The organism is Citrobacter sp. C6_1 (assembly GCF_014596835.2).
Classification (GTDB): Bacteria; Pseudomonadota; Gammaproteobacteria; order Enterobacterales; family Enterobacteriaceae; genus Citrobacter; species Citrobacter pasteurii.
This window is the reverse complement of record NZ_CP115031.1, coordinates 1,631,833-1,649,690: the sequence shown is the minus strand read 5'-3', so window position 1 is coordinate 1,649,690 and position 17,858 is coordinate 1,631,833. Positions and strand designations below refer to the sequence as shown.

Genomic DNA, 17,858 nt, shown 5'->3' with positions numbered 1-17,858 from the left:
CCTACGGTTTAATCGTTTTGCGCCGTTTGCTCGCCCGTCGCTGTACCTGCCGCCGCCATCTGTGCGGCTTTTTGCTTTTTATAGCTCAGCGCCGCGGCCGGAACAGGCATCACCTTGCCGGTTTCGATCCAGGTGCGTAAACGACTGGCATCAGCAAAGTGGGTATATTTGCCAAAGGCATCCATGACCACCAGCGCTACCGGCTTGTTATTAATGACCGTACGCATCACCAGGCAGTGACCAGCGGCATTAGTAAACCCAGTTTTGGTGAGCTGAATGTTCCAGTTATCGCGGTATACCAGATGGTTGGTGTTACGGAACGGCAACGTATACGCCGGGTTGGCAAATGTCGCCATGTCTTCACGCGTCGTACTCAACTGACCAATCAGCGGATACTGCTTGCTGGCAATCAGCAGTTTAGTTAAATCACGCGCCGTCGAGACGTTATGAATCGATAACCCGGTCGGTTCCACAAAGCGCGTCTGGGTCATTCCCAACGACTTCGCCTTCGCATTCATCGCCTTGATAAATGCGTTATAACCGCCCGGATAGTGGTGCGCCAGGCTTGCCGCTGCGCGGTTTTCTGAGGACATCAGCGCCAGTAGCAGCATATTCTTACGACTGATCTCACTGTTCAGACGCACACGAGAGTAGATGCCTTTCATTTCCGGCGTCTGGCTGATATCAACTTTCAGTTTTTCATCCAGCGGCAGTCGTGCATCAAGCACCACCATCGCCGTCATTAATTTGGTAATCGACGCAATCGGACGCACGAGGTCCGGGTGGTTCGAATAGATAACTTTGTTGGTATTCAGATCAACAATCATCGCACTACCAGAAGCAATCTCAGGTTGAGATGCCGCTGCAGTAGTCGCCGTTTTCGCTACGGCTTGGGGTGCAAAAGGAACGGCCAGCACCAGGGCAAGACTTAATAATGAAACTCGGAATTTCAGCATGATGAGGTTTCTGATAATGGTTCACGCACGTCACAACGCACACCGCCTGAAATAAGGATTATCTCAGGCTAGCTCTGGCATCATAGCGATCCGGCAGGTTTGCCGCTACAGAAGAATCATCTCGAAATGCTGCGTTGCTGGCTTTTACGCCAACAACGCGGCACAGACAGGTTGTACACCTAGAACAATCGGTACCCGTAGCCCCACAGGATCACCGTAATCGCCAGCAGAACCTCCAGCACCAGCACGCCAATCGCCAGCGTTGAACTGGAAAAGCTCAGCCCTTCTTCTTTAGTGATATTCAGGAACGTTGGAATACCGAGATAGAGTAAATAGCCGGTGTAAAACAGCGCGATGGTTCCCACGAGCGCACACAGCCAGACCAGCGGATACAGCGCCACCAGCCCGCTTAAAAACAGCGGCGTGGCAACATATCCGGCAAAGACCATACAATGTGCCAGCGACGGGCGTCGCGAGTAATTACGCGCCATCCACCAGATAACTCTGCCCATGATAGCCACACCTGCCAGCATCACGCCGTAAAACAGAATTGCCATCGCAAATCCGGTAAACAGGGATAACTTCAGTATATTGCCGTCGCCAAAATTCCAGCCAATTTGCGTGGTGCCAATAAACGCACAAATCACCGGGATTGCCGCCATCAGCAGTACATGGTGGGTATAGTGATGCGAAACACTTTCGTTTTCGCTGTTGATCACGTGCATTTCACGATCGGGATGGGAAAACAGCCCCCAGACATGGTTCATACCGCCCCCTTCTTGTCAGCTCCGGACCTCAACACTTCAAGTATAATTCAGCTTTTGATTATTTTATGTACACATGAAAAATACCGATACGCTGAGTTGCTGCTTTTCCGGCATGAACAATTCACTGGGTGTATGCTATGGAGCGTGGAGGTCATACAACGTATGGATATAACGCATTATGTTGAGCAATACGGCTATGCGGCGCTGATTATTGGCAGCCTTGCCGAAGGCGAAACCATTACCTTGCTAGGCGGTGTTGCTGCGCACCAGGGAATTCTTAAATTTCCGCTGGTGGTGCTCTCCGTCGCATTGGGTGGGATGATTGGCGATCAATTACTCTTTTTACTTGGGCGTCGTTATGGCGGCAAAATCTTACGTCGTTTCTCGCGTCATCGGGCAAAAATCCACTACGCGCAGAAGATGATCCAACGGCGTCCCTACCTGTTTGTGGTCGGCACGCGCTTTATGTACGGTTTTCGCGTCATTGGCCCGTTGCTGATTGGGGCCAGCCACCTGCCACCGAAGATTTTCATCCCACTGAATATCCTGGGGGCGTTTGTCTGGGCATTGCTGTTTACCACGCTCGGCTATGTGGGCGGTGAAGTGATTGCCCCATGGTTGCATAGCCTCGACCAGCATATTAAACATGCGGTGTGGTTGGTTCTGGTTATCGGCGTTGTGGTGGCTGCCCGCTGGTGGATGAAACAGCGAAGTAAACGCAAAGAACATGCAAATTGACCCGACAGAGACTTCTGCCGGGTCAGACTATCAGGAGGCGCGGTAACCGCCGCCCAGTGCGCTGGTCAGCTGTATAGAAGCATCCAGCCACTGTCCCTGTAGAACCAGACCATTAAGCTGTTCGCGTAACGCCGGAATTTTGGCCTCGCTAACCCGGGAACCCGCAATGATACCGGCGCTATATCGTGCCTGCGCAAGCCCCACAACGCGCTGTGCGTCATGTTCAATTTGCTGCTGATGCTGGTTCTTCTGCGCCAGCGTTTCTACCTGTGATGCCGCACGAGCAACGTCATTCACCGCATCGACCACTGTCTTGTTGTAATTTGCCACCGTCAGGTTGCTCTGCGCTTTCGTGATATCGAGATTCGCATTCAGTCTGCCGCTATCAAAAATAGGCAGTGTCAGCCCAGCCGTCACCCCCATCTGCTGCGCGGAATGGCGGAATAAATCACTCAGATGCAGCGCATCCTGCTGTAAAAACGCCATCAGGTTAACGTCCGGATAGAATGCCGCTTTTGCCGCATCAATGCTGCTCAGCGATGACTCGATGTACCAGTGTGCGGCCTGTAAATCAGGGCGGCGGGCCAGCAGCGAATAACCAAGCTGGGACGGTAGCTGGCTTTCTACCGCTGGTAGCGTCGTCGCTTTAAGCTTCATGACGGAAGATTGCGAGTTGGTCAGTGCGCTCAGCCGCGCCTCTATCACCTTCATTTTGCCGCTGACATCGTTCAGCTGCTGCTCCGTTCTACTGGAGTCAATATCCGTTTCAACACCTTCGACAGAAGAGGTAATCCCGTTTTGATACAGTTGACGATCGACGGTGATGACGTTCTGCTGCTCGTTTTTAATCTGCGTCAGCACAGTTTTAAGCGCCGCCTGCGTCTGCCACTCCCAGTACAGACGCGATACGCCGCTCGCCAGTAACTGGCGAGTTTGCTCACGTTCAGCCTCACGCGCTTTCACCTCACCAATACGCGCCGCCACTTCAGCCCGGTTTTTACCCCACAGATCCAGGTTCCAGCCTGCGGTTAAACCAAAGGTTCCATTGGTGTACCACGGCCCGGTAGTGCCTGCCGCAGGATCGGTAATGGCAAACGGTCCCATTAAACCTTCTGCCGACATTCTTTGACGTTCAACGTCTGCGGAAAAATCAACTTCTGGACCATCCTGCGCCTCAACCGCTTTAGCCTGCGCTTCTGCCAGTTGAATGCGCTGTTCTGCTACCTGCATGTCTGGAGAATTCTTGAGGGTGCTGTCAATCAACGCATTCAGCTGTGGATCGTGATACGCCTTCCACCATTGGCTATCCGGCCAACCATTTTTTAATGCCGCAGGCAACGCGGAATCAACGTTCACAGCGGGCGTCTGCTGTGACAGCGATTGACGATTGTCATGCATGGGTGCACAACCAACCATCAAAATAAGCAGCGGCAAACATGCCGTTGCAACAAGAACAGAATTACGATTCATGGGAATATACAGGTTAGAAAAGATGCACAGAGAGTACGACTTACCACATTCTCTTTTTTAGTTACGCGTGGCAATACATCTTTTGAAATAAAATCACATGATTAAAAAACATATACATAACAAATTGTTCTGTAAAAATAATTCAACTGAGTTATAAAATACCGCGCAGTTTTCCTGGCCGCTTAATCACTATCAGCAGGAAGGCGAGCGCATCAGTAACTGGTTTGCTGAAGGCGTCAAAAAACAACATCGTAAGCTGGCAACCTGGATTAACGCCCTGGTTACCACCGGATTTGAGATTGTTTGTTTGGATTAATGGGGTCTATCGGCTGAACAAATTGCCGCCAACCCGGCGCTGGACGAAGAAAAAGAACGCCCGATGATATTTCTGCTCAGCGTACGTAAGCCTGTGTAATCCTGATGCCTGATGGCGCTGCGCTGATCAGGCCTACGAATTACGCGTCCGTTCCGTAGGCCGGATAAGGCGGGTACGCCGCCATCCGGCAATAAATCAGGCAGCACTTGTGATGGACTGAATCGCGCGTGCAATATCTGGTGAATTATTCAAAGCCCGAATTTCCTGAAACAGTTCTGTCGCTTCAACATATTCTTTACGAAGATAGCCCAGCCACTGTTTGATACGCGCCACATGATACAGCCCGGTATCACCCTGTTTTTCCAGTCGGGTATATTTTTGCAGTAACGTCACGACTTCAGGCCATGGCATACGTGGTTCGTTATATTTCACCACGCGACTCAAATTCGGAATATTAAGCGCACCACGCCCGATCATCACGGCATCGCAGCCGCTGATGGCCATACAGTCCTGTGCGCTTTGCCAGTCCCAGATCTCACCATTCGCGATAATCGGGATATTGAGACGCTGGCGAATCTCACCAATAGCCTGCCAGTTAATGTGCTCGGCCTTATAGCCCTGCTCTTTGGTTCGACCGTGCACCACCAACTCGCTGGCACCAGCCTGCTGGACGGCATCAGCGATTTCGAACTGCCTGTCACTGCTGTCCCAGCCCAGACGCACTTTTACCGTCACCGGTAAATGAGCCGGAACCGCATCACGCATGGCCTTCGCGCCACGGTAAATCAGCTCAGGGTCCTTCAGTAACGTTGCGCCGCCGCCGCTGCCGTTCACCAGCTTCGACGGACAGCCACAGTTTAGATCGACACCATACGAACCCAGCTCAACCGCGCGGGCTGCATTTTCTGCCAGCCACTGCGGATACTGCCCCAGCAGTTGTATACGCACAGGGGTACCAGATGTTGTGCGGCTGGCGTTAAGCAGTTCAGGGCAAATGCGGTGAAAGACTTTTACCGGTAGTAGTTGATCTACCACGCGAACAAATTCGGTGATACAGAGATCATAATCATTCACTTCAGTCAGCAGCTCGCGCACCAGTGAGTCGAGCACGCCTTCCATCGGCGCCAGTAAAACACGCATATTGTTACCCGCAAAAAAGAGAGGCGCTATGGTAACGTCTCTATGCAGGAGATTAAAGCGTCTCAGCGCCGGGCACAGATTTGGTTATGCTGATTAGGGGCATTGCCTGATGTTCCTGATATCTATTTCCACTATGCTTAGAATTCATGATGTGATCGGTAGCACGTTTTAAAGTTTAATTGTATGATGAATCAGTCTCGTCAAGGGTTTCAATTATGAGCAAGTCACTGAACATTATCTGGCAATATTTACGCGCATTCGTCCTCATTTATGCCTGCCTCTATGCAGGTATTTTTCTTGCATCACTGCTGCCTATAACGATTCCAGGCAGCATTATCGGCATGCTGATTCTGTTTGTATTGCTGGCATTACAGATCTTACCGGCAAAATGGGTAAACCCAGGTTGCTACGTACTGATTCGTTATATGGCCCTGCTGTTTGTCCCGATTGGCGTGGGGATCATGCAGTACTTTGACTTGCTACGCGCACAATTTGGTCCGGTCGTGGTGTCCTGCACCATCAGTACACTGGTCGTATTCCTGGTAGTGAGTTGGAGTTCGCACATTGTTCACGGCGAACGCAAAATCGTTGGCCAAAAAGGGTCTAAACAATGATGTCGTATATCTGGTGGTCGTTACCCCTCACCCTGGCGGTATTTTTTGCTGCACGTAAGCTGGCAGCGCGATTTAAAATGCCGCTATTGAACCCGTTGCTGGTCGCCATGGTGGTGATTATTCCCTTTCTGATGCTGACCGGTATCCCCTACGATCACTACTTCAAAGGCAGCGAGGTGCTGAACGATTTACTGCAACCTGCTGTCGTCGCTCTGGCCTATCCGTTATATGAACAGCTGCACCAAATCCGTGCCCGCTGGAAATCCATTATCGCCATCTGTTTTGCCGGCAGTGTCGTGGCCATGGTCACGGGCACATCCATTGCCCTGCTGATGGGGGCTTCACCAGAGATTGCCGCCTCTATTATGCCTAAATCCGTAACCACGCCTATCGCTATGGCTGTGGGTGGCAGTATTGGTGGTATTCCGGCAATCAGCGCAGTGTGCGTCATTTTTGTCGGTATCCTCGGTGCCGTATTTGGCCATACCCTGCTCAATGCAATGCGTATCCGTACTAAGGCGGCTCGTGGGCTGGCCATGGGCACCGCTTCGCACGCCCTGGGCACGGCACGCTGTGCAGAGCTGGACTACCAGGAAGGCGCGTTTAGCTCTCTGGCGCTGGTTATTTGCGGGATTATTACCTCATTGGTTGCCCCCTTCCTGTTCCCGGTTATCCTGGCAGTGGTTGGCTAATCAGCATTTTTAAGCTGTTTATTTGCGATGCGTTGCACATTTTTCATTTAAGTTTCATCAGTTGCATACACAATGAGATTTGGATCACATATAAAGCCCTATCAGGCCCGTAAACTATGGTTCCATTACATTGTTATGAGGCAACGCCATGCATCCACGTTTTCAAACTGCTTTTGCCCAACTCGCGGATAACTTGCAATCAGCCCTGGCCCCTATTCTGGCGGATGTACATTTCCCCGCCATGCTGACGGCTGAGCAGGTATCTTTGCTGAAACGCGAATCGGGACTGGACGAAGACGCGCTGGCATTCGCTCTGCTGCCTTTAGCTGCGGCCTGCGCGCGTACTCCGCTGTCCAACTTCAACGTCGGCGCAATCTCACGAGGTATCAGCGGAACCTGGTATTTCGGTGGGAATATGGAGTTTCTTGGTGCCACAATGCAGCAAACCGTTCACGCCGAGCAGAGCGCTATTAGCCATGCCTGGTTACGTGGCGAAAAAGGACTCGCCGCGATTACCGTCAACTACACCCCTTGCGGGCACTGCCGTCAGTTTATGAATGAGCTGAACAGCGGGCTGGATTTACGTATTCATCTGCCTGGGCGTGAACCACACGCACTACGCGACTATCTGCCGGACGCTTTTGGGCCAAAAGATCTCGACATCAAAACGCTGTTGATGGATGACCAGGATCACGGCTTCGCGCTGCAAGGCGATGCGCTGACCCAGGCGGCGATTGCCGCCGCCAACAGATGCCATATGCCGTACAGCAAATCCCCAAGCGGCGTGGCGCTGGAGTGTAAAGATGGTCAGATTTTCAGCGGCAGTTATGCTGAAAACGCCGCCTTCAATCCAACGCTGCCACCGTTGCAGGGTGCATTAAACCTGTTGAGTCTGAACGGTTACGACTATCCGGACATTCAACGTGCGGTGCTGGCAGAAAAAGCGGATGCGGCGCTTATCCAGTGGGACGCGACGTCTGCCACCCTGAACGCGCTGGGCTGCGATAATATCGAGCGCGCACTACTCGGTTAATGGTCTCAATAACGCCAGTTTGTAGGCCGGATAAGGTGTTTACACCGCCATCCGGCAATACACAGAATGCCTAAAATCCCTTCAATCAGACTGCTGTTTCTTGCGCTCCGTCGTTGGGTACAGTAGCCTGATTGAAATTCCATCCAAATAACGAGTTTTCTGCATGTTAAAGCGCGTGTTTTACAGCCTGTTAGTCTTGTTTGGCTTGCTGCTGTTGACTGTGCTTGGACTCGACAGGTGGATGAGCTGGAAGACGGCTCCCTACATCTACGACGAACTGCAGGATTTGCCCTACCGCCAGGTGGGTGTGGTTCTCGGTACAGCGAAGTATTACCGCACCGGCGTCATCAACCAGTATTACCGCTACCGCATTCAGGGTGCATTGAACGCCTATAACAGCGGAAAAGTAAACTATCTGCTGCTGAGCGGCGACAACGCGCAGCAAAGCTACAACGAACCGATGACGATGCGTAAAGACTTGATTGCCGCAGGCGTCGATCCGGCTGACATTGTGCTTGATTACGCCGGGTTTCGTACGCTCGACTCCATCGTGCGTACCCGCAAGGTATTTGATACCAACGATTTCATCATCATTACTCAGCGATTCCACTGTGAACGCGCCTTATTTATTGCGCTGCATATGGGGATTCAGGCCCAGTGCTATGCGGTACCTTCGCCAAAAGATATGCTCACCGTGCGGGTACGTGAATTTGGTGCCCGTTTTGGCGCACTCGCCGATCTCTACCTTTTCAAACGCGAACCGCGCTTTTTAGGCCCCCTGGTGCCAATTCCTGGTATGCATCAGGTACCGGACGATGCGCAGGGATATCCGGCAGTCACGCCTGAACAATTACTCGAATTACAAAAGAAACAAGGAAAATAAGCATGGATGTACAAACCCTTTTCGTCGTGTTGGCCTTTTTGCTCATTCCCGTGTTTTGTTTCCGTGAAGCCTGGAAAGGTTGGCGTACTGGCGCGGTAGATAAAATTAAGAAGAATGCGCGTGAGCCGGTTTATGCCTACCGGAATGAAGCCCCATTACAGTTCTGGTCTTATGTATTGGTTTATGCCGGATGCGGATGTTTATCTTTTGGTATGGTTATTTATTTAGTCTTTTATCGCTAAAGAGATTACCGTTATATTAGCATTTGAGAATAGCTAATATTATGATAATGGTTACTATTCCAGCATAAGGGATTAATGCTGCCTGTCAGCATTTCCTTCAAACTATCTTCTATTTGTGAATCCTTTCACAGAATACTCTTCCTGCAGTGCTTAGCCTTAAGAATAGCCTTTCATTTTTTATATTTTGTTATTAACGGTTTGCCTTAATTTACTCAAGCATTAAGGAAGAAAATATGCCACAACAAAATTATCTGGATGAGCTCACGTCGGCTTTTACCCCTTTATTAGCAATAAAAGAGGCTTCCCGCTGTTTATTATGTCACGATGCCCCTTGTAGTCAGGATTGCCCGGCGCAAACCGACCCCGGGAAATTTATTCGTTCCATTTATTTCCGCAATTTTAAAGGCGCGGCCGAAACTATCCGGGAAAATAATGCGCTCGGTGCGGTGTGCGCCCGGGTATGCCCAACCGAAAAATTATGCCAGCGCGGATGTACGCGTTCAGGAATTGATAAACCAATCGATATTGCGCGTCTGCAGCGCTTTATTACCGATTTTGAACAGCAGACGGCAATGAAAATCTATCAGCCCGCAACAAAAACGCAGGGCAAGGTCGCCATCATCGGTGCAGGCCCGGCCGGATTACAGGCCAGTGTAACGCTGAGTAATCTTGGCTATGACGTCACCCTCTTCGAAAAGCAGGCTCAGCCTGGTGGCTGGTTACGCTATGGTATTCCAGAGTTTCGTCTGCCGCAGACGGTTTTGGATCATGAGATTGCCCGTATTGTGGAAATGGGCGTGACCATCAGGTGCAATTGCGAAGTTGGCCATACTCTTTCCATTGAGCAACTCAAAGCGGAATATCGCGCGGTACTGATTACCGTAGGGATGTCTTACGGTTCAACGTTACCTCTGTTTGAGAGAGCGAATCACGTTGAAATTGCCGTCGATTTCCTGCAACGTGCCCGACAAGCCAGCGGCGATATTACCGTCGCAAAAAGTGCATTGATCATCGGCGGCGGCGACGTGGCGATGGATGTCGCCAGTACATTGAAGCTGTTGGGCTGCCCGTCAGTCACCTGTGTTGCGCGTGAAGAACTGGCTGATTTCCCGGCCAGCGACAAAGAATTCAACAGCACCCAGGCATTAGGGGTATCAATTATTGACGGTTTCACGCCGGTGGCGGTTAACGGAAATCGGGTTTCCTTTAAACACGTACACTTGCCAGGAGAACTCTCGCTTGAAGCCGAACACATTATTCTCGCCGTTGGCCAACATGCTCAGCTTGATAATTTCGCCGCGTTAAAGCCCCAGCGCAATCTTATCGATACGCAGAACTACCAAACCGCCGATCCTGTCCTGTTTGCTGCGGGCGATATTGTTGAGGGCGACAAAACGGTTGTTTACGCCGTGAAAACCGGAAAAGAAGCGGCTCAGGCCATTCATCACTATTTAGAGGGAGCTTGCTCATGTTAACGAAAGATCTTTCTATTACCTTTTGCGGCGTCAAATTTCCCAACCCGTTCTGCCTCTCTTCTTCTCCGGTAGGCAACTGTTATGAAATGTGCGCCAAAGCCTATGATAGCGGCTGGGGCGGCATTGTTTTTAAAACGATCGGGTTCTTTATTGCCAATGAAGTCTCCCCCCGCTTTGACCATCTGACCAAAGAAGATACCGGCTTTATTGGCTTCAAAAACATGGAGCAAATTGCCGAGCATCCGCTGGAGGAGAATCTGGCCGCAATACGCCGCCTGAAACAGGACTACCCGGACAAGGTTCTGATTGCGTCGATCATGGGGGAAAATGAACAACAATGGCAGGAACTGGCTCGCCTGGTTGAAGAAGCGGGTGCCGACATGATCGAGTGTAACTTCTCGTGCCCGCAAATGACCTCGCATGCTATGGGCAGCGATGTCGGGCAAAGCCCTGAGCTGGTTGAAAAATATTGTCGGGCAGTCAAACGCGGCTCTTCCCTGCCAATGCTGGCTAAAATGACACCGAATATTGGTGATATGTGTGAGGTGGCGCTGGCGGCAAAACGCGGAGGTGCGGACGGTATCGCGACCATCAATACGGTTAAATCCATCACTAATATCGACCTGAACCGGAAAATCGGGATGCCGGTCGTCAACGGTAAATCCAGTATCTCCGGCTACTCCGGCAAGGCCGTTAAACCTATTGCCCTGCGTTTTATCCAACAATTGCGCACGCACTCCGAACTGCACGATTTCCCAATTAGCGGCATCGGGGGAATTGAAACCTGGGAAGATGCCGCCGAATTTTTACTGTTAGGCGCTGCCACGCTGCAGGTGACCACCGGGATCATGCAGTATGGCTATCGGATTGTGGAGGACATGGCAAGCGGGCTGTCGCATTACCTCGCCGATCAAGGATTTGACTCGCTGGAGGAGATGGTCGGTCTCGCCAACGCCAATATCATCCCTGCAGAAGAACTTGATCGTAGCTACATCGTCTATCCGCATATCAATCTCGAAAAATGTGTGGGCTGTGGTCGCTGCTACATCTCCTGCTATGACGGTGGGCATCAGGCGATGGAGTGGAATGAGGAGACCCGTACACCACACTGCGACACGGAAAAATGTGTGGGATGCTTGTTGTGCGGCCACGTTTGCCCGGTAGCCTGTATCGATCTGGGTGAGGTGAAATTTAAACCCGGTGAGAAAGAACATGCGTTAACGTTGTAACGCTGACAAAAAAGCCCGGTGCAGATTGCGCTGTGCCGGGCTTTTTGCGTTATACGATCACTTCTTACGCGCGTACTTCAGGGAGTCCAGCGCGACCGCGAAGATGATGATGCCGCCCTTGATAATATACTGCCAGTAAGGGTTCACACCGATATAGGTCAGACCGTAGTTGATGACGGTGAAGATAATCACACCGGTCACCACGCCAAACACGGTACCTACCCCGCCGCTGAACGACACGCCGCCCACCACGCACGCCGCAATCGCATCCAGCTCATACATAAAGCCGAGGTTGTTGGTCGCCGAACCGATACGCCCGGCTTCGAGCAAACCACCAAAAGCATAGAACACGCCAGACAACGCATAGATAATCAGCAGGTTCAGCGCAACGTTTACCCCGGACACTTTCGCCGCCTCCGGGTTTCCACCGATAGCGAAAATGTTTTTACCGAAGCGGGTTTTGTTCCACAGAACCCATACAAAGGCCACGGCAATCAGCGCGTAGAAGGTAATGTAGGAGAGCCGGAAACTGCCCAGCGCAATAAAGCCCTGCGCAAAGGTTGAGAATCCGCTGTCAAAGCCTGATATCGGCGATGCGCCAACGAAGTCGTAGTACAGGGAGTTGATCCCGTAAACGATAATCATCGTACCGAGGGTGGTAATAAATGGCGTCACATTCAGGTAAGCAATGATGATACCGTTTACCAGACCGATGACAGCACCGATAACGCAGACAATCAACACGACCACAATAATTGGCATCGTCGCCATTTCTGGAAACACCTTGTTGGCATTCTCCATCGACTGCAGCAAGGTTGCCGCCACGACCGCCGCCAAACCAACCTGGCGCCCTGCTGACAGGTCGGTCCCTTGGGTAACAATCAGCCCGGCAACACCCAGTGCGATAATAATACGCACCGAGGATTGCGTCAGAATATTACTCAGGTTCAGTAAACTTAAGAAAGTGGGATCCTGGAAAATAATAATCGCCAGCAAAACCAAAAGAACAACGTAAATTCCGCCTTCTTTCAGGTAAGTAAGAAAACTTTTCTTATTTAACGCACTCATGAGGAGCCCCTAATCTTAAAGGTGCAAAGACGCAAGACGGAGGATTTCGTTTTGCGTTGTCGTTTTAGTGTCAACAATTCCGGCAACGAGACCATTACTCATCACCAGAATACGATCGGTAATACCCAATAGTTCCGGCATTTCAGAGGAAATAATAATAATCCCCTTATCCTTTTTCGCGAGTTCAGCAATCAACTGATAAATTTCAAATTTCGCGCCAACATCGATACCACGTGTAGGTTCATCCAGCATCAGAATTTCTGGCTGCGTTAATAACCAGCGGCCGATAACCACCTTTTGCTGATTACCACCGGACAGTGAACCGATTTGTGTACGATGGCCTGGCGTTTTCACCCTCATCGAGTCAATTACCCACTGGGTATCACTCTTCATACGGGAATTATCCAGCAGACCGACTTTATTTTTATAGTTTTGGATATTGGAGATTAACGAGTTAAAACCAATATCCAGATAGGCATAAATACCGGTTGAGCGACGCTCTTCGGTGACCAGCGCAAAACCATGATTGATGGCCTCATTTGCGCTGTGGTTATTAATTTTTTTGCCGTGTAGCGTAATCGTACCCGATGATTTCTCACGAATACCAAACAGCGTTTCAACGATATCAGTACGTTTAGCGCCGACCAGACCAGCAATCCCGAGAATTTCCCCTTTGTGCAAATCAAACGAGACATCACGAATTGACGGCTGACGCAGCGAGGTCAGGTTACGCACTTGCAGAATCACTTCACCGGGTTTGTTTTCTTTATCCGGAAAACGTTGGTTCAGTGAACGCCCTACCATCATGGCGATAATCTTATCCATATCCAGCCCTTCCAGCGGCTGGGTCGCAATCCACTGGCCATCGCGCAGCACGGTAATTTCATCACACAGTTGAAAGATTTCTTCCATTTTGTGAGAAATATACACAATACCGCATCCACGCTCTTTCAGCTTACGGATGATGGTAAACAGATGATTAACTTCTTTCTCGGTTAATGATGACGTTGGTTCATCCATGATGACGATTTTGGCGTCATAGGAGAACGCTTTCGCAATTTCAATCATCTGCATTTGTGAAACGGATAATGTGCCGACGCGCGCGCGTGGATCGATATCAATATCCAGCTCATCAAATATCGCTTTGGTATCGCGGTACATTTTTTCCTGATCGACAAACATACCTTTGGTGGGATAGCGTCCCAACCACATGTTGTCCATCACAGAACGTTGTAATACCAGGTTTAATTCCTGGTGTACCATCGAAATACCATTCTCAAGCGCTTCTTTAGCAGAATGAAAATCGATTTCTTTACCCTGAAATAGAATACTGCCGGAATCTTTTTGATAGATCCCAAAAAGACATTTTAATAATGTTGATTTCCCCGCGCCATTCTCCCCCATTAAGGCATGAATCGAATGTGGGCGGACTTTTAAATTAACATTATCAAGAGCCTTAACGCCGGGGAAGGACTTGTTGATGCCGGTCATTTCCAACAAGTATTCGCCTGACGACTGAGTATGTGTGCTGACCATAATTATACCTTGTTGGCCTTGCAGAGTGCGTTATTAAGGGCGCAATGAAATTGCGCCCACAGACGGAGTATTTACTTATTGGTAAACTCGGCCAGATTATCTTTATCGACACCTACGTACGGAACGCGAACAATCTTGTTCTCAATTTTCCAGTTGGTGCCATCTGCCGCACCTTTGCCATCAGCCAGGTTTTTCGCCAGATCAAAAGTGGCTTTCGCCTGGTTATTCGCATCGTTCAGCACGGTACCAGCCATAGCGCCAGATTTCACCAGCGCCAGTGCTTCAGGCAGGGCATCCACGCCAAATACCGGTACGCTGGTTTTATTGTGTGCCTTCAGCGCTTCAACTGCGCCCATTGCCATCGCATCGTTGTTGGCGATAACGACTTCGATTTTGTTCGCGTTCGGACCGGACATCCACGCATCCATCTTATCTTTCGCCTGGGCGGTATCCCACATTGCAGTATCTAACTGCAGTTGCTCAGTTTTAATGCCTTTGTCGTTCAGCTCTTTGATCACGTAGGTCGTACGTGCTTCGGCATCCGGGTGTCCCGGTTCGCCTTTCAGCAGAACAAACTGAATTTTGCCGTCTTTGTTCAGATCCCAGTTCGGGTTAGCGGCCCAGTGCTTGGCAATCAAATCACCCTGAATAATCCCGGACTCTTTAGAGTCAGTGCCGACATAATAGGCTTTGTCATAGCTGTCCAGCGCTTTACGGGAAGGCTCTTTGTTGAAGAACACAATCGGTACGTTCTGCCCGCGTGCTTTTTCAATGACCGTGCCTGCTGCTGCCGGGTCAACCAAGTTAATCGCCAGTGCTTTAACGCCTTTTGCCAGCAGCACATCAATCTGATCGTTCTGTTTGGACTGATCGTTTTGCGAGTCATTCATCAGCAGCTGTACATCCGGCGCCGCTTTGGCATCTTTTTCAATAGCCTTACGTACTACTGACATAAAGTTATCGTCATATTTATAGATAGTCACACCAATGCGGGTATCAGCAGCGTGCGCAGCCGCGCCGAATAACATGCTTGCCATTACAGCAGACAGGGTCAACACCTTCTTATTCATGGTATCTCCGGTTTTATTATGCAGGGTAGTGCTTGAGATAAATGCTCGGCAGGCAGAACGTTACTGAAGTGTTACTGAACGCCGAAGCTCACTTTTAAAAATATTTCTTCCGTGTCTGGCAACGCTCCAAAAACAGGCTTTAATTTTTGTTTAAGACGCCTATACCTCGATGAAAGTGATTATTCACCGTTACATAGTAGTTACAGCGCAGCAAACAGTGTCATCATAGCTATCGCATTGTTAAGATACTGTGAATTTACTCACATATTGAAAGCGGTTACATAGCCCGACATTATCAGTTAGTGATCGGTGCCGCATTCTGCCGCAAAGCCACAGAATGGCGCCGTACCAGCGTCGGCATAAAGCAATGTGTTGCGTCAGGATCCAGCGTTCCCGCCGCGCCTTGTAGCGCAAGCTCAGTGGCCATTTTTGCCATAGAAGCAATAGGATAGCGCACCGTTGTCAGTTGTGGGTCGGTGTAACGTGCGATAGGAATATCGTCGAAACCAATGATAGACAGATGTAATGGAATGGCGATGCCGTTGTCTTTTAGCGCCGTTAGCGCGCCAGCGGCCATATTGTCGTTGTACGCGAAGACTGCCGTAAGTTGCAGGTTACGTCCCAGCAGTTCCACCATTGCGGACTCTCCGCCCTGCATATCCGGTGAACCGGTACCTATCCAACTGTCGGCCGGGGTAACTCCCTGTTCTTTCATGGCACTTAGCCACCCCTCTTTACGCATGGCATCGTCCTCGATGCGGTGGCTTGACGCCAGATAACCGATACGTTGATGCCCATTATTCAGCAACATGCGGGTCGCCATTTTAGCCCCGCTGATGTTATCCAGACAGACGCAACGGTGGGCGTAACCCGGGACCAGGCGGTTGATCAGCACCATACCGGGGATCTGATCCATAAACTCGGCCAGCTCGCGATCGCTCAACGCTTTCGAGTGAACAATCAGTGCGTTACAACGCTGACGAATCAGCACCTCAATGGCATGACGCTCTTTTTCAGCTTCGTGGTAGCTGTTGCCAATCAGGACGTACTTCTGATGCTGCTGGGCAACCAGGTCCACGGCTTTGACCAGCGCGCCAAAAAATGCATCTGAAACATCCATCACCACAACGCCAATCGTCTCGCTCACCTGCGTCGCCAGCGCTTGCGCGTTGGCATTCGGTCGATAGCCCAACAGAGTGACTGCCTTCATTACCGCTTCACGCGTATCGGGACTCACCAGCGCGCTGTTGTTCAGTACGCGGGAAACAGTCGCGACAGAAACGCCAGACTGTCGTGCCACATCACGGATGGTTACCATATTCACTACCCTGTTTAAGATGCGGTTACCCGCAGACACCCCAGGCTGTGTATTTTGTCAGCACAACGACACGGACTGCGTGAGTGATGTCACAGGAATGAAAGCGCTTACATCCATTTTGTTAATGAATGTGACCCAGATCGTTATCTGGATGTTCGCGGTAATGATGTCCCTGACGCACGCAGGGTTAATTGACGCCATAGCCATTCTACCGGGCCTTGCCGGTAAAAATGCAACCAAATGACGGAGAAAAGCAGGTTTACAGCCCAGACCGGAATGACGAAATACAGCAACTCCAGCCGGTCGAATTTCATAAATAAGCCTGCCTGGTAAAACAGCGTGGTGCAAATTAAGGTTTGTAACAAATAGTTGGTTAGCGCCATGCGCCCCACGCAGGCGATGGCAATGACCCATTTTAAACGGCTAAGCTGCGGCCAGAAACCGAACATCAGCGCAGCGTAACCAATGGTCTGCAACGGCGCGCCCAGCTCTCGCGGAGCTTGTAACAGGAAAGCACACCAGCGGTAGGCCCAGTCCAGATGCCACTGAGCGATGACAGCAGGCAGGTTAATCGCCATCCCAATAATGACCAATAACGCGCCGGTACGTCGATAGTGTTGCAAACTGTACTGCCCTTTCAGCCAACCGCTGCGCATTAATGCTGCGCCGAGCAGCATCATCCCTGCCAGCTGCCAGCCGTACTGCGCACCCAACGCCAGCAAGCTATTGGACATCATATCCACGCGATTGCTGACCGCTTCCATTCCGCCGTTCACCTTCCAGTATTTTTCATACAGCAACGCAGAAGCATCTGGTGTCCAGGCGCGACTGGTCTCACTTCCGGAGATAAATCCCAGCAGCAGCAGTACGCCAACTCCCACCAGATAGAGCAACACGCCGGTATTAAACAGACTTTTGACCGAAGGGGCATCGCGAACCAGCCGCCAGCAAATCAGCCCAATCAGGCCATACGCCAGCAGGATATCGCCATCCCAGAACAGTAAACCGTGAATAAACCCCAGCAGAACCAGCAAAGTGAGTCGTGACTGGATCCAACGTTTGCCTCTCGGTAGCAGCATCTGCAGACCCGCGCCAAATAGCAGCGCAAACAGCGTGAGGAATTTTACCTGCGCAAAGAGATCGAGCAGCGCCCAGGTCCAGGCGTCGGATAAGGTGATGTTGCCATACCACGCGGGATTGAGGTATGCCGCCTTTGGCAGGCCAAAGGCGCTAATATTGAGAAGCAGGATGCCGAGGATGGCGACGCCACGAATAAAATCCAGCGTGACATTACGCTCCATGACCCCTGCC

The 17,858-nt window shown here is 50.8% G+C and carries 17 protein-coding genes and 1 pseudogene; 9 read left to right on the top strand and 9 right to left on the bottom strand.

Annotation, left to right across the window (positions count from 1 at the left end; all coding sequences use genetic code 11):
• Positions 1–8 precede the first annotated feature (8 nt).
• Positions 9–956 carry a D-alanyl-D-alanine endopeptidase gene (gene pbpG, locus IB196_RS07915; protein WP_040230629.1) on the bottom strand — a complete coding sequence of 316 codons (948 nt, stop codon included), beginning with the start codon at positions 954–956 and terminating at the stop codon, positions 9–11.
• A 179-nt stretch (positions 957–1,135) separates the two neighbouring features.
• Entirely contained in the window at positions 1,136–1,723 is a 588-nt protein-coding gene (locus IB196_RS07910; protein ID WP_005129189.1) for a Yip1 family protein, read from the bottom strand.
• Between the two features lie 162 nt (positions 1,724–1,885).
• Between IB196_RS07910 and IB196_RS07905 the strand changes: the two genes are divergently transcribed.
• Positions 1,886–2,461: a DedA family protein gene (locus tag IB196_RS07905; RefSeq protein WP_005129190.1), complete on the top strand. Its 576-nt coding sequence runs from the start codon at positions 1,886–1,888 to the stop codon at positions 2,459–2,461.
• 30 nt (positions 2,462–2,491) lie between these two features.
• Here the strand turns inward: IB196_RS07905 and mdtQ are convergent, their stop codons facing one another.
• Positions 2,492–3,931, bottom strand: a complete 1,440-nt coding sequence (mdtQ, locus tag IB196_RS07900; RefSeq protein ID WP_188232063.1) for a multidrug resistance outer membrane protein MdtQ — start codon at positions 3,929–3,931, stop codon at positions 2,492–2,494.
• A 172-nt stretch (positions 3,932–4,103) separates the two neighbouring features.
• Between mdtQ and IB196_RS07895 the strand changes: the two are divergent.
• Positions 4,104–4,346, top strand: a pseudogene (locus IB196_RS07895) (SAM-dependent methyltransferase); the annotation flags it as partial.
• Between the two features lie 96 nt (positions 4,347–4,442).
• Here IB196_RS07895 and dusC read toward each other — a convergent pair.
• Complete coding sequence (dusC, locus tag IB196_RS07890; RefSeq protein WP_005129193.1) at positions 4,443–5,387, bottom strand: tRNA dihydrouridine(16) synthase DusC; 945 nt, start codon at positions 5,385–5,387, stop codon at positions 4,443–4,445.
• Between the two features lie 215 nt (positions 5,388–5,602).
• Between dusC and IB196_RS07885 the strand changes: the two genes are divergently transcribed.
• From IB196_RS07885 to preA, 7 genes are all read left to right on the top strand, one after another.
• The gene (locus IB196_RS07885; protein WP_005129194.1) at positions 5,603–6,001 is read left to right on the top strand and encodes a CidA/LrgA family protein; all 399 of its coding nucleotides are present in this window, start codon (positions 5,603–5,605) and stop codon (positions 5,999–6,001) included.
• Positions 5,998–6,693: a CidB/LrgB family autolysis modulator gene (locus IB196_RS07880; protein WP_005129195.1), complete on the top strand. Its 696-nt coding sequence runs from the start codon at positions 5,998–6,000 to the stop codon at positions 6,691–6,693. Before IB196_RS07885 ends, IB196_RS07880 begins: the two co-directional genes overlap by 4 nt.
• A gap of 148 nt (positions 6,694–6,841) precedes the next feature.
• Complete coding sequence (cdd, locus tag IB196_RS07875; RefSeq protein ID WP_182290236.1) at positions 6,842–7,726, top strand: cytidine deaminase; 885 nt, start codon at positions 6,842–6,844, stop codon at positions 7,724–7,726.
• A gap of 163 nt (positions 7,727–7,889) precedes the next feature.
• Entirely contained in the window at positions 7,890–8,609 is a 720-nt protein-coding gene (gene sanA / locus IB196_RS07870; RefSeq protein ID WP_005129198.1) for an outer membrane permeability protein SanA, read from the top strand.
• A gap of 2 nt (positions 8,610–8,611) precedes the next feature.
• Positions 8,612–8,851, top strand: a complete 240-nt coding sequence (locus tag IB196_RS07865) for a DUF2542 family protein (RefSeq protein ID WP_005129200.1) — start codon at positions 8,612–8,614, stop codon at positions 8,849–8,851.
• Positions 8,852–9,084: 233 nt separating this feature from the next.
• Positions 9,085–10,326: an NAD(P)-dependent oxidoreductase gene (locus tag IB196_RS07860; RefSeq protein ID WP_188232062.1), complete on the top strand. Its 1,242-nt coding sequence runs from the start codon at positions 9,085–9,087 to the stop codon at positions 10,324–10,326.
• Positions 10,320–11,555, top strand: coding sequence for an NAD-dependent dihydropyrimidine dehydrogenase subunit PreA (gene preA, locus IB196_RS07855; RefSeq protein WP_040230622.1), 1,236 nt, complete (start codon positions 10,320–10,322; stop codon positions 11,553–11,555). Before IB196_RS07860 ends, preA begins: the two co-directional genes overlap by 7 nt.
• 57 nt (positions 11,556–11,612) lie before the next feature.
• Here the strand turns inward: preA and mglC are convergent, their stop codons facing one another.
• The 5 genes from mglC to yeiB form a co-directional block, all read right to left on the bottom strand.
• Positions 11,613–12,623, bottom strand: a complete 1,011-nt coding sequence (gene mglC, locus IB196_RS07850) for a galactose/methyl galactoside ABC transporter permease MglC (RefSeq protein WP_005129205.1) — start codon at positions 12,621–12,623, stop codon at positions 11,613–11,615.
• 15 nt (positions 12,624–12,638) lie between these two features.
• On the bottom strand, positions 12,639–14,159 hold the full coding sequence (mglA, locus tag IB196_RS07845) for a galactose/methyl galactoside ABC transporter ATP-binding protein MglA (protein WP_005129207.1): 1,521 nt from the start codon (positions 14,157–14,159) through the stop codon (positions 12,639–12,641).
• Positions 14,160–14,230: 71 nt separating this feature from the next.
• Positions 14,231–15,229: a galactose/glucose ABC transporter substrate-binding protein MglB gene (mglB, locus tag IB196_RS07840; RefSeq protein WP_003027399.1), complete on the bottom strand. Its 999-nt coding sequence runs from the start codon at positions 15,227–15,229 to the stop codon at positions 14,231–14,233.
• 295 nt (positions 15,230–15,524) lie between these two features.
• On the bottom strand, positions 15,525–16,547 hold the full coding sequence (gene galS / locus IB196_RS07835) for an HTH-type transcriptional regulator GalS (protein ID WP_005129208.1): 1,023 nt from the start codon (positions 16,545–16,547) through the stop codon (positions 15,525–15,527).
• A 143-nt stretch (positions 16,548–16,690) separates the two neighbouring features.
• Entirely contained in the window at positions 16,691–17,848 is a 1,158-nt protein-coding gene (gene yeiB, locus IB196_RS07830; protein WP_005129209.1) for a DUF418 domain-containing protein YeiB, read from the bottom strand.
• Between the last annotated feature and the right edge of the window lie 10 nt (positions 17,849–17,858).

Bases quoted from the DNA above. Each gene is read 5' to 3' on its own strand.
- IB196_RS07910 (WP_005129189.1), bottom strand. From the start codon at position 1,723: ATGAACCATGTCTGGGGGCTGTTTTCCCATCCCGATCGTGAAATGCAC.
- IB196_RS07865 (WP_005129200.1), top strand. From the start codon at position 8,612: ATGGATGTACAAACCCTTTTCGTCGTGTTGGCCTTTTTGCTCATTCCC.
- mglC (WP_005129205.1), bottom strand. From the start codon at position 12,623: ATGAGTGCGTTAAATAAGAAAAGTTTTCTTACTTACCTGAAAGAAGGC.
- mglB (WP_003027399.1), bottom strand. From the start codon at position 15,229: ATGAATAAGAAGGTGTTGACCCTGTCTGCTGTAATGGCAAGCATGTTA.
- dusC (WP_005129193.1), bottom strand. From the start codon at position 5,387: ATGCGTGTTTTACTGGCGCCGATGGAAGGCGTGCTCGACTCACTGGTG.
- pbpG (WP_040230629.1), bottom strand. From the start codon at position 956: ATGCTGAAATTCCGAGTTTCATTATTAAGTCTTGCCCTGGTGCTGGCC.
- mglA (WP_005129207.1), bottom strand. From the start codon at position 14,159: ATGGTCAGCACACATACTCAGTCGTCAGGCGAATACTTGTTGGAAATG.
- sanA (WP_005129198.1), top strand. From the start codon at position 7,890: ATGTTAAAGCGCGTGTTTTACAGCCTGTTAGTCTTGTTTGGCTTGCTG.
- IB196_RS07860 (WP_188232062.1), top strand. From the start codon at position 9,085: ATGCCACAACAAAATTATCTGGATGAGCTCACGTCGGCTTTTACCCCT.
- galS (WP_005129208.1), bottom strand. From the start codon at position 16,547: ATGGTAACCATCCGTGATGTGGCACGACAGTCTGGCGTTTCTGTCGCG.
- mdtQ (WP_188232063.1), bottom strand. From the start codon at position 3,931: ATGAATCGTAATTCTGTTCTTGTTGCAACGGCATGTTTGCCGCTGCTT.
- IB196_RS07905 (WP_005129190.1), top strand. From the start codon at position 1,886: ATGGATATAACGCATTATGTTGAGCAATACGGCTATGCGGCGCTGATT.
- IB196_RS07885 (WP_005129194.1), top strand. From the start codon at position 5,603: ATGAGCAAGTCACTGAACATTATCTGGCAATATTTACGCGCATTCGTC.
- IB196_RS07880 (WP_005129195.1), top strand. From the start codon at position 5,998: ATGATGTCGTATATCTGGTGGTCGTTACCCCTCACCCTGGCGGTATTT.
- yeiB (WP_005129209.1), bottom strand. From the start codon at position 17,848: ATGGAGCGTAATGTCACGCTGGATTTTATTCGTGGCGTCGCCATCCTC.
- preA (WP_040230622.1), top strand. From the start codon at position 10,320: ATGTTAACGAAAGATCTTTCTATTACCTTTTGCGGCGTCAAATTTCCC.
- cdd (WP_182290236.1), top strand. From the start codon at position 6,842: ATGCATCCACGTTTTCAAACTGCTTTTGCCCAACTCGCGGATAACTTG.